Origin of the sequence: Streptococcus sp. D7B5 (assembly GCF_029691405.1) — a bacterium.
GTDB lineage: Bacteria > Bacillota > Bacilli > Lactobacillales > Streptococcaceae > Streptococcus.
Map to the genome: position 1 here is coordinate 1,778,553 of NZ_CP121467.1, position 12,304 is coordinate 1,790,856.

The following is a 12,304-nucleotide window of genomic DNA, read 5'->3' on the forward strand; positions in this document are numbered from 1 at the left end:
AAAAAGATTAGGCAAACGCTTGCACTAAGTTTGAAAAAGCGCTATCATAGACTATAGATTATTAAAATAATGAGGTAAGAAGATGCAAGAAAAATGGTGGCACAATGCCGTAGTCTATCAAGTCTATCCCAAGAGTTTTATGGACAGCAACGGAGATGGAATTGGCGATTTGCCAGGAATTACTAGTAAGTTAGACTATCTAGCTAAGTTAGGAATCACAGCGATTTGGCTTTCTCCTGTTTATGATAGTCCTATGGATGATAATGGTTATGATATTGCTGATTATCAAGCGATTGCAGCTATTTTCGGAACCATGGAGGATATGGACCAATTCATCGCAGAAGCTAAGAAGCGTGATATTCGAATTATCATGGACTTGGTAGTCAATCATACCTCAGATGAACACGCATGGTTTGTCAAGGCTTGTGAGAATCCTGATAGCCCTGAGCGTGACTACTATATCTGGCGAGATGAGCCCAATGATTTGGAGTCTATCTTTAGTGGGTCTGCTTGGGAATACGATGAAAAGTCGGGTCAATACTATCTCCACTTTTTCAGTAAGAAACAGCCGGATCTCAACTGGGAGAATGAAAAACTTCGTCAGAAAATCTATGAGATGATGAACTTCTGGATTGATAAAGGTATTGGTGGTTTCCGTATGGATGTCATTGACATGATTGGGAAAATTCCTGATGAGAAGGTAGTGAATAATGGTCCTATGCTCCATCCCTATCTCAAGGAAATGAATCAGGCGACCTTTGGCGACAAAGATCTTTTGACAGTAGGGGAAACATGGGGGGCAACGCCAGAGATTGCCAAATTCTACTCTGATCCAAAGGGACAAGAATTGTCTATGGTCTTCCAGTTTGAACACATCTGTCTTCAATATCAAGAAGGGCAACCTAAGTGGCACTACCAAAAAGAGTTAAATGTAGGGAAGTTGAAAGAAATCTTCAACAAATGGCAGACAGAGTTAGGAGTTGAAGACGGCTGGAATTCCCTCTTCTGGAACAATCATGACCTTCCTCGCATCGTCTCTATCTGGGGAAATGAGCAAGAATACCGTGAAAAATCTGCTAAAGCCTTTGCGATTTTGCTTCATCTCATGAGAGGGACGCCTTATATCTATCAGGGTGAAGAGATTGGAATGACCAACTATCCTTTTGAAACACTGGACCAAGTAGAAGATATTGAATCCCTCAACTATGCGCGTGAAGCTCTTGAAAAAGGTGTTCCGCTCGAGGAAATTATGGACAGTATCCGTGTCATCGGACGTGATAATGCCCGTACCCCGATGCAATGGGACGAGAGCAACAACGCTGGCTTCTCAACAGGTCAACCTTGGTTGGCAGTTAATCCAAACTATCAAGAAATCAACGTTCAAGAAGCACTAGCAAACCCAGATTCGATTTTCTATACTTATCAAAAACTCGTGCAAATCCGTAAGGAGAACAGCTGGCTGATTCGAGCTGACTTTGAATTGCTTGATACAGCTGACAAGATCTTTGCTTATATCCGTAAGGACGGTGACCGTCGTTTCCTAGTTGTGGCTAACTTGTCCAATGAAAAACAAAACTTTTCAGTAGAAGGAAGAGTTAAGTCAATCTTGATTGAAAACACTACTGCTAAAGAAGCAGTTGAAAAACAAACCTTGGCTCCATGGGATGCCTTCTGTGTGGAACTAACGGATTAAAATAAGTGAACCTCAAGCCTTTGATGCTTGGGGTTCTTTTACTAAAAAATATATAGAAAAGCCTCTAAAAAATATTTGTTAGAATTTTCTAAAAAATCTGGCTAAAGTCCTTGCTTTTATGAAAAAATAGGGTATAATGGTGAAAACACTATCTTTAAGGAGATTACTTATGAAATCGAAAAAGTGGCTCTTAGGAGCAGGTGCTGTTTTGAGTGCAGCCATACTGTTAACTGCTTGTGGGCAAAGTGAAAAGAAAGCGGATGCTCCCAAGACTTTCTCTTATGTCTACGCTATGGATCCATCTTCTTTGGATTATAGTGTGACGAGCAAGAGCTCAACCTCTGACGTTATAGCAAACGTTGTTGATGGTCTTTTGGAAAATGATAAGTATGGGAACTTAATTCCATCACTTGCAGAAGACTGGTCTGTTTCAAAGGATGGTTTGACTTACACCTACAAACTTCGTAAGGGTGTAAAATGGTATACTTCTGATGGAGAAGAATACGCTGAAGTTAAGGCCAAAGACTTTGTTACTGGGCTTAAACATGCTGCTGACGGAAAATCAGATGGTCTTTCTTTGATTCAGGATTCTATCAAAGGTTTGGCAGAGTATGTTAGTGGTGAGAGCAATGATTTCTCTACCGTAGGAGTTAAGGCTGTTGATGATTACACGGTAGAATACACGCTCAACAAACCAGAAAGTTTCTGGAACTCTAAGGTCACAACTGCAACCATGCTGCCAGTTAATGAAGAATTTTTGAATTCTAAAGGGAGCGACTACGGTGCACCAACCCCATCAGGTATCCTATATAATGGTCCTTATTTCTTGAAATCATTGACTTCAAAATCAGTCATCGAATATGAAAAGAATCCAAACTACTGGGATAAGGACAATGTCAAGATTGACAATATTAAACTAACTTTCTACGATGGATCAGACCAAGAATCTTTGATTCGTAGCTTTACACAAGGTGCCTATACAACAGCTCGTCTCTTCCCAACAAGTTCAAATTTTGAGTCAACTAAACAAGAGTACGGCGATAAGATTGTTTATAGTCCACAAGAAGCGACAAGCTACTACCTCACTGTTAACGTAAACCGCCAATCTTATAATAAAACAGCCAAAACAGACGAGGCTCAAAAAACTTCAACGAAAGAAGCTCTTCTCAACAAGAACTTCCGTCAGGCGCTGAACTTTGCTCTTGACCGTCATTCTTATACTGCTCAGTTGAATGGTGAAGAAGGTGCGAACAAGATTATCCGTAACAGCCTAGTGCCTCATGACTACGTTCAAGTGGGTGAAAAAACCTTTGGAGAGTTGGCACAGGCAGAGCTCGTTTCATATGGAGACCAGTGGAAAGATGTAGCCCTTACAGATGGCAAGGATACGATTTACAGTCCTGAAAAAGCTAAGGCAGCCTTTGCTAAAGCCAAGGAAGAATTGCAAGCCAAGGGTGTTACCTTCCCAATCCATTTGGATATCCCCGTTGAACAAACAGATGTAATCGCGGTTCAACAAACCAACTCACTCAAGCAGTCTATCGAATCATCACTTGGTACTGAAAATGTCATTGTCGATGTCCTTCAAATGACCGATAATGAGAAATTGAGCATTACATCTCAAGCCAAGGTTCCATCCCAAAAAGACTATGACTTGAACGGAACTGGTTGGGGGCCAGACTATCAAGACCCAGCTACCTACCTCAACATCCTTGATGCTAAGAAGGGTTCTGCCCTTAAACACTTGGGGATTAAGCGCGGAAATGATCCAGAAGTGATGGCTCAAGTTGGATTGGACGAATACAAGAAACTCTTGGATGACGCTGCAGCTGAAACAAGCGACCTTAACAAGCGTTATGAAAAATATGCTAAAGCTCAAGCTTGGGTATCGGATAGTTCACTTTTAATCCCAGTTGCTTCTTCAGGTGGTTCTCCAACGGTTAGCCGTACTGTACCATTTACAAAAGCTTACTCTCAAGTCGGGATCAAGGGAGACCCATTTGTGTTCAAAGGTTTGGAGTTGCAAAATGACGTTGTGACTGCAAAAGAATACGAAGAAGCCTTCAAGAAATGGCAACAAGAAAAAATCGAGACAAATGCCAAATACCAAAAAGAACTTGAAAAACACGTCAAGTAATCTATAAATAGACAAGGAAGTTGCAGGAAACTGTGCTTCCTTTTTGTTTTGAGACACCAGTTGTCATAAAAGCAGCAACTTTACATTTTTGAATAAATTTGATAAAATATGGTTATGTTATAAAAAGTGACATAAAGGAGTGAATGATGATCAAAATGAAAAAAAGACTAATCGGGACAGGTCTTGTCTTAGCGACAGGTATTTTGCTCTCGTCATGTGGACAGTCCAATACAGATACTAGCACTTATTCATCAACATTTAGTGCAAATCCGACAACTTTTAACTATCTTCTAGATTATTATGCGGATAACACTGCCGTTATTACCAATCTCGTAGATGGTTTGTTAGAAAATGACAGCTATGGGAACCTCGTACCTGCTCTTGCGGAGGATTGGTCTGTTTCATCAGATGGTTTGACCTATACCTACAAGCTTAGAAAAGATGCCAAGTGGTATACAGCTGATGGTGAGGAATATGCTTCAGTTAAAGCTCAGGATTTTGTCACTGGGATCAAATATGCCGCGGACAACAAGGGACAAGCTATGGATCTGATCCAAAATTCAATCAAGGGATTGAATGACTATGTGACGGGTGTGACCAATGATTTTTCAACTGTTGGTGTCAAAGCCTTGGATGATTACACAGTCGAGTACACCTTGACTCGACCAGAACCTTATTGGAACTCTAAGACAACCAATAGTATTCTTTTCCCAGTCAACGAAGAGTTTTTGAAATCAAAAGATAAAGACTTTGGTACCTTGACACCAGACAGTATCCTTTATAACGGTCCCTATCTGTTAAAAGATTTCACATCAAAATCTTCGATCGAATATGTGAAGAATCCACACTATTATGATCATGATAAAGTAACCATTGAAAAAGTTAAGTTAGCTTACTTTGATGGGTCAGATCAGGAGATGACCATTCGAAACTTTGAAAGTGGTGCTTACTCGATTGCAGGAGTCTATCCAAATAGTTCGAACTATGCTAAGACAAAAGAAAAATACCAAGACAATATCGTCTATAGCTTACAAGACAAGACATCTTGGTACTTTAACTTTAACGTCAACCGCAAAACCTATAATCATACCGCTAAAACAACGGACGAACAAAAGAAATCAGCTCAAACAGCTATCTTAAATAAAAATTTCCGTCAGGCTATCAACTTTGGAATTGATCGAACAGCCTACTCTGCTCAATCTAACGGTGAAGAAGCAGCGAGCAAAACCCTTCGTAATACTCTGGTTCCCCCAACATTTGTCCAGGTGGGAGATAAGACCTTTGGAGAAGTAACAGCTTCTAAGCTTGTGAACTACGGAACTGAGTGGTCAGGTATCAATTTGGCAGATGCTCAAGATGCCTACTTTAACAAGGAAAAGGCCCAAGCAAAATTTGCGGAAGCTAAAAAGGAATTGGAAGCCCAAGGTGTGACTTTCCCAATCCATTTGGATGTCCCTGTTGATCAGACAAACAAAAATGCGGTTTCTGGTATGAACTCGGTTAAACAAACCCTTGAAACAGTACTAGGTTCTGACAATATCGTCATTGATGTTCAACAGCTTTCTACAGATGACTTTGGAAATGTTGCTTTCTTAGCACCAAATCCAGCAGCTCGTGACTACGACCTAAACTTTGATGGTTGGGTTGGTGATTACCAGGATCCATCGACTTATCTAGACCCCTTCAATGCTGAAACTGGCTTCTATCTCAAGATTTTTGGTCTTGATGCCAAGGAAGACCAAGAGCTCATTAAGAGTTTGGGGCTCGATACCTATACACAACTCCTGAAAGAAGCAGATGCTGAGAATAAAGATGTCGCTAAGCGTTATGAAAAATACGCTGAAGCTCAAGCTTGGATGATTGACAATTCTCTAGTTATGTCTGCTATGTCAAATGGTGGTACAGCCTCTGTAACCAAAGTAACTCCGTTTACACGTGCCTACTCCCTAGTGGGAATCAAGGGTGACGGAAATAATTATAAGTACATGAGATTACAAAAAGACCCTGTTACCAAGAAACAATTTGATGAAGCCAAGGCTAAGTGGGAAGAAGAAAGTAAAAAGGCTATCGAAAAGAGCCAAAAAGAGTTTGAAAACCACGTAAAATAAGATTACAGACAAGGTTGCCCCTGAGCGCCTTGTCTTTTTGTGTAGAATGGTATTCGGAACTTTGCCCATATTTTAGAGCAACTTAAGAGAACAAAAACGAATGAAAACGCTGAAAATAGCAAGGATGGATGGAATTTCCATCATGATTGTGATATAATATTTATAACTATTAACGTGTATAGGGGATTATCATGAGTAGACGTTCAAAGAGAGCTCGTTTAGGGAATGTGAAACGAAATATTAATATAGTTTTAGCAACCATTTATTTATTATTGAGTGGTTTTTTGCTGTTCTTGATTTTTAGACACAACATTTTAGCCTTTAGATACTTGAATATTATTTCTGCAGTTCTCATTTTATTAGCTGCTTTAGTAGGACTACTGCTGATTGTTTATAAAAAAGCTGAGAAGTTTACGGTCTTCTTTTTGACGCTTGCCATCTTAGTTAGTTCAGTTTCTCTCTATGCTTTGCAACAGTTTGTCGGTTTTACCAATCATATCAATTCGACGTCAAATTACTCAGAGTATTCAATCAGTGTGGTCGTTTTGAAAGATAGTGAGATCAATAATGTGACTCAACTGGATACGGTTACGGGGCCAACAGAGACAGACAATGACAATATTCAAAAGTTGTTAGCAGATATTAAGACCAGCCAGAGTAAGGACTTGACAGTTGAGAAAGCGACTTCTTACCTAGCAGCTTATAAGAGTCTGCTTTCTGGTGAAACGAAAGCAATTGTCTTAAATAGTGTCTTTGAAAATATCATTGAAGTAGAGTATCCAGATTATGCTTCAAAAATCAAAAAAATCTATACAAAACAATTAACTAAGGATGTTGCGGCACCAAAGGTATCGAAGAATAAAGCTTTCAATATTTATGTGAGTGGTATTGATACCTATGGTCCGATTAGTTCAGTTTCGCGTTCAGATGTAAATATTTTGATGACAGTGAACCGTGATACCAAAAAAATCCTTCTCACTACAACTCCTCGTGATTCCTATGTTCCGATTGCGGATGGAGGAAACAATCAAAAGGACAAATTGACCCATGCAGGGATTTATGGAGTAGACTCGTCGATTCATACCCTGGAAAACCTATATGGTGTGGATATCAATTACTACGTCCGTTTGAACTTCACTTCTTTCTTGAAGTTGATTGACCTTTTAGGTGGCGTAGATGTTTATAATGACCAAGATTTCACATCTTTACACGGGAAGTTCCATTTCCCAGTTGGGAATGTTCATCTAGACTCTGAGCAGGCTCTTGGTTTTGTCCGTGAGCGCTACTCTCTAGCAGATGGAGATCGTGACCGTGGTCGAAACCAACAAAAGGTTATTGTAGCTATTATTCAGAAGTTGACGTCAACTGAGGCTTTAAAAAACTACGATAACATCATCAAGGGATTGCAAGATTCTCTTCAGACCAATATGCCTTTGGAAACCATGATGGATCTGGTTAATACTCAATTGGAGAGTGGTGGGAACTACAAAGTCAACTCTCAAGACTTGAAAGGAACTGGACGCACGGATCTTCCTTCATACGCTATGCCAGATAGTAACCTCTACATGATGGAAATTGATGAAAGTAGCTTGGCCGCTGCGAAAGCTGCTATCAATGATGTGATGGAGGGCAAGTAGCATGATCGATATTCATTCGCACATCGTTTTTGATGTGGACGATGGTCCAAAGTCGATAGAGGAAAGTAAAAAACTTCTTAGAGAGGCCTACAGTCAAGGAGTGAGGACAATCGTTTCCACTTCGCATAGACGAAAAGGGATGTTCGAAACTCCTGAAGAAAAAATCGCGACTAACTTTCTAAAGGTGCGAGAAATGGCTAAGGAAGTTGCGGATAACTTAATCATTGCCTATGGGGCAGAAATCTACTATACGCCAGATGTTGTTGAGAAGTTAGAAAAGAAATTAATCCCGACCCTCAACGATAGTCGCTATGCTTTGATTGAGTTTAGTATGAATACACCCTATCGGGATATGCATAAGGGGCTGAGTAATATTCTAATGTTAGGCATTACACCCATCATTGCCCACATTGAACGTTACGATGCTTTAGAAAACAATGAGCAGCGCGTGCGAGAGCTGATTGATATGGGATGTTATACTCAAGTCAATAGTTCTCATGTCTTGAAACCTAAACTCTTCGGAGAAACTTATAAATTCATGAAAAAGAGAGCTCAGTATTTCTTGGAACGAGATCTGGTTCACGTGATCGCAAGTGATATGCACAACTTGGATCACAGACCTCCTCATATGGAGGAAGCCTATGATATCATTGCCAAAAAATACAGTGAAGATAAGGCTAAGGAACTTTTTAAGGATAATCCCCGAAAAATAATAATGGATCAATTGATTTAGGAGAAAAAATGAAAGAACAAAATATGATGGAAATCGATGTATTTCACTTACTTAAAATCCTTTGGAAACGAAAATTTTTAATTGCTTTGGTAGCATTCGTGACAGGGACAGTAGCATTTGCCTACAGTAGTTTTATTGTGAAGCCGGAGTTTACGAGTACGACCCGAATTTATGTGGTCAACCGTAATCAGGGAGATAAGCCAGGTTTGACCAACCAAGACTTGCAAGCTGGATCTTACCTGGTAAAAGACTATCGTGAAATCATTCTCTCGCAAGACGTTTTAGAAAAAGTTGCGACTGATTTGAAACTAGATCTCCCTCCAAAAGGTCTAGCTAGTAAAATTAAGGTAACAGTTCCAGTGGATACGCGTATTGTTTCTATCTCTGTGACAGATCGTTTGCCTGAAGAAGCGAGCCGCATCGCTAACTCTTTGAGAGAGGTTGCTGCCCAAAAAATCATCAGTGTCACGCGAGTTTCAGATGTGACAACGCTTGAAGAAGCTCGTCCTGCAACATCCCCATCGTCTCCAAATATCCGTCGCAATACCATGGTTGGATTTCTTGCTGGCGCAGTTGTAATGGTTGTTACGGTTCTCCTAGTTGAGCTCTTAGATACACGAGTGAAACGTCCAGAAGATATTGAGGACGTGATGCAAATTGCACTATTGGGAGTAGTTCCAAATTTGGATAAATTGAAATAGGAGAGAAAAATGCCAACGTTAGAAATTGCACAAAAAAAATTAGATTTGGCAAGAAAAGCAGAAGAATACTACAATGCCCTTCGCACCAATATTCAATTGAGTGGGAATAACTTGAAAGTGATTTCCATTACCTCTGTCAAACCAGGAGAAGGAAAATCAACAACTTCTACCAATATTGCTTGGGCTTTCGCTCGTGCGGGCTATAAGACGCTGTTGATTGATGCGGATATCCGTAATTCAGTCATGTCAGGTGTCTTTAAATCACGGGAAAAAATTACAGGTCTAACAGAGTTTTTGTCAGGTACAACAGACCTATCACAAGGTTTATGTGAAACCAATGTTGAAAATTTGTTTGTCATTCAAGCGGGCTCTGTATCACCAAACCCAACAGCTTTGTTACAAAGTGAAAATTTTGCGACCATGATTGACACCTTACGCAAGTACTTTGACTACATCGTTGTAGATACTGCTCCGATTGGAGTTGTTATCGATGCAGCGATTATCACGCAGAAGTGTGACGCTTCTGTTTTAGTAACTGCTGCTGGTGAAACAAATCGTCGTGATGTCCAAAAAGCTAAAGAACAACTCGAACAAACAGGCAAACCATTCTTAGGAGTTGTGCTTAATAAACTCAATACTTCAGTTGAAAAATATGGCTCCTATGGAGCATATGGAAACTATGGGAATTATGGCAAAAAATAATAAATAGTTTAGGGAAGATATTATGGAAGAAAAGGGATTGAAGATTACTTTGGCGACAATCCAGAGTTTTCTTGTCATTTTATTAGCTTATTTACTTAGTTTTGTTAAGGAAACAGAGATTGTAAATACTTCTGTTATTATCTTGTTCATTCTTCATTTTTTTATTTTTTATATCAGTGATTATGGGCATGATTTTTTTAAAAGGGGTTATTTAGCAGAGTTTATCAACACGACAAAGTATATCGTGTTCTTTGCTTTAGCTATCAGTATTTCGAATTTTTTCTTAGAAGATCGTTTTAGTATCTCTAGACGAGGAATGATTTATTTTTTGACAATACACTCTATTCTGTTGTATTTGTTGAATCTATGCATTAAACGCTATAGAAAAAGCATCTTTCCAAATCTCAAGGGGAGTAAGAAGATATTCTTGATAACAGCGACCTCTAGGGTTGAAAAAGTCATCGATAGGCTGATAGAGTCGGGAGAAATTTTTTGGAATTTGGTGGCGGTCAGTGTTTTAGACCAGCCTGATTTTCGGCATCAAACCTTAACCGTTGTACCTGCTGAGAATATCTTAGACTTTGCTACTCATGAAGTTGTCGATGAGGTCTTTATCAATCTACCAAGTGAAGAGTACGACATCGGGGAGTTTATCTCACTTTTTGAGACAATGGGAATTGATGTTACAGTTAATCTGAATGCTTTTAATAACTATCTAGGTAGTGATAAAAAGATTCGTGGGATGGCAGGGCTGAATGTTATCACGTTTTCTACAAAATTTTATAAGACCAGTCATGTCATTGCCAAACGTTTCATTGATATTGTCGGTTCGATTGTCGGCTTGATTATTTGTGGTTTGGTGAGCATTGTTTTGGTTCCGATGATTCGACAAGATGGTGGGCCAGCGATTTTTTCTCAAACGCGTATTGGGAAAAATGGTCGACATTTCACTTTCTATAAATTTAGATCTATGTGCGTGAATGCTGAGCAGCGGAAACAAGAACTTTTGGCGCAAAATACTATGCAGGGGGGCATGTTTAAGGTCGATGATGATCCTCGTATCACTCCAATTGGTCGCTTTATTCGTAAGACCAGCCTAGATGAGTTACCGCAGTTTTGGAATGTTTTAATGGGAGATATGAGTCTGGTCGGAACCCGTCCCCCAACAGTGGATGAGTATGAGAAATATACTCCTGAGCAAAAACGTCGATTGAGTTTTAAACCTGGGATAACAGGCTTGTGGCAAGTCAGCGGGCGAAGTGAGATCAAGGATTTCAATGAAGTTGTTAAATTAGATGTGGCCTATATTGATGATTGGACTATTTGGAAAGATATTGAAATATTGTTAAAGACCGTTAAAGTTGTATTTATGAGAGATGGGGCAAAGTAATTTCTGCCCTTCAGTCCTGTTAGGAGAGAGATGAAAAAGTCAGTTTATATCATTGGTTCAAAGGGGATTCCTGCCAAGTATGGAGGATTTGAAACCTTTGTTGAAAAATTAACCGAATATCAAAAAGACAGCAACATACAATACTATGTTGCTTGTATGCGTGAAAATTCTGCCAAGTCTGGTATTAAGGAAGACCAGTTTGAGCACAATGGAGCCATTTGCTTCAACATCAATGTACCCAATATCGGACCGGCCCGCGCCATCGCTTACGATATTGCAGCGGTCAACAAGGCTATTGAATTGGCTAAGGAAAACAAGGACGAGGCTCCCATTTTTTACATTCTAGCTTGTCGCATCGGTCCTTTTATTTCTGGACTTAAGAAAAAAATTCGTGCCATTGGTGGCTCTTTGCTGGTAAATCCTGATGGTCATGAATGGTTGCGAGCAAAATGGAGTTTACCAGTTCGTAAGTATTGGAAATTTTCAGAGCAGCTCATGGTCAAACATGCAGATTTACTGGTCTGTGACAGTAAGAATATTGAACAATATATCCAAGAGGACTATAAACAGTATCAGCCAAAGACCACCTATATTGCCTATGGGACAGATACTACCCCTTCAATCCTGAAAGCAGAAGATGCCAAAGTTCGGGATTGGTATAAGGAAAAAGGAGTCAGCGAAAATGGCTATTATCTAGTGGTGGGGAGATTCGTTCCTGAAAATAACTACGAAGCTATGATTCGTGAATTTATCAAGTCCAAGTCCAAAAAGGACTTTGTTCTCATCACAAATGTGGAGCAGAATAAATTTTACGACCAGTTGTTACGGGATACTGGTTTTGACAAAGATCCTAGGGTTAAATTTGTCGGTACGGTCTATGACCAAGAGTTGCTCAAATACATTCGTGAAAATGCCTTTGCCTATTTCCATGGGCATGAGGTTGGAGGAACCAACCCTTCTCTATTGGAAGCTTTAGCATCCACAAAACTAAATTTGTTGCTAGATGTTGGCTTTAACCGTGAGGTTGGTGAAGACGGGGCCATTTATTGGAAAAAAGATGAGTTGGCACGTGTCATTGAGGAAGTAGAAGGATTTGATCAGGCAGCAATAACTGACTTGGATTTCAAGTCAAGTCAAAGAATCCTCTCGGCTTTCACATGGGAAAAGATTGTGTCAGATTATGAAGAAGTGTTTAAAGGATAG

Annotated in this window: 9 protein-coding genes; all 9 read left to right on the forward strand. The window is 39.7% G+C overall.

The features are described 5' to 3' along the window. Nucleotides 1–82 precede the first annotated feature (82 nt). The 9 genes from P8P68_RS08680 to P8P68_RS08720 all read left to right on the forward strand — a co-directional run bounded on the left by P8P68_RS08680 (nucleotide 83) and on the right by P8P68_RS08720 (nucleotide 12,304). The gene (locus P8P68_RS08680; RefSeq protein WP_278275875.1) at nucleotides 83–1,693 is read left to right on the forward strand and encodes an alpha-glucosidase; all 1,611 of its coding nucleotides are present in this window, start codon (nucleotides 83–85) and stop codon (nucleotides 1,691–1,693) included. A gap of 169 nt (nucleotides 1,694–1,862) precedes the next feature. Further along, a complete protein-coding gene (locus tag P8P68_RS08685) occupies nucleotides 1,863–3,830 on the forward strand; it encodes a peptide ABC transporter substrate-binding protein (RefSeq protein ID WP_084945100.1) in 1,968 nt (655 codons plus the stop codon). A 146-nt stretch (nucleotides 3,831–3,976) separates the two neighbouring features. Then, entirely contained in the window at nucleotides 3,977–5,938 is a 1,962-nt protein-coding gene (locus P8P68_RS08690) for a peptide ABC transporter substrate-binding protein (protein ID WP_000594275.1), read from the forward strand. 191 nt (nucleotides 5,939–6,129) lie between these two features. Continuing rightward, the gene (locus tag P8P68_RS08695; RefSeq protein ID WP_000091224.1) at nucleotides 6,130–7,575 is read left to right on the forward strand and encodes an LCP family protein; all 1,446 of its coding nucleotides are present in this window, start codon (nucleotides 6,130–6,132) and stop codon (nucleotides 7,573–7,575) included. Nucleotide 7,576: 1 nt separating this feature from the next. Continuing rightward, a complete protein-coding gene (gene cps4B / locus P8P68_RS08700) occupies nucleotides 7,577–8,308 on the forward strand; it encodes a capsular polysaccharide biosynthesis protein Cps4B (protein WP_000565332.1) in 732 nt (243 codons plus the stop codon). A gap of 8 nt (nucleotides 8,309–8,316) precedes the next feature. Next, nucleotides 8,317–9,009 carry a capsular polysaccharide biosynthesis protein CpsC gene (gene cpsC, locus P8P68_RS08705; protein ID WP_000664124.1) on the forward strand — a complete coding sequence of 231 codons (693 nt, stop codon included), beginning with the start codon at nucleotides 8,317–8,319 and terminating at the stop codon, nucleotides 9,007–9,009. A gap of 9 nt (nucleotides 9,010–9,018) precedes the next feature. Beyond that, nucleotides 9,019–9,711 (forward strand): tyrosine-protein kinase, encoded by a 693-nt coding sequence (locus P8P68_RS08710; RefSeq protein WP_278275876.1) that lies wholly within the window; start codon nucleotides 9,019–9,021, stop codon nucleotides 9,709–9,711. 22 nt (nucleotides 9,712–9,733) lie between these two features. Further along, entirely contained in the window at nucleotides 9,734–11,101 is a 1,368-nt protein-coding gene (locus P8P68_RS08715) for a sugar transferase (RefSeq protein ID WP_278275877.1), read from the forward strand. 30 nt (nucleotides 11,102–11,131) lie between these two features. Further along, a complete protein-coding gene (locus P8P68_RS08720) occupies nucleotides 11,132–12,304 on the forward strand; it encodes a glycosyltransferase family 1 protein (protein WP_278275878.1) in 1,173 nt (390 codons plus the stop codon).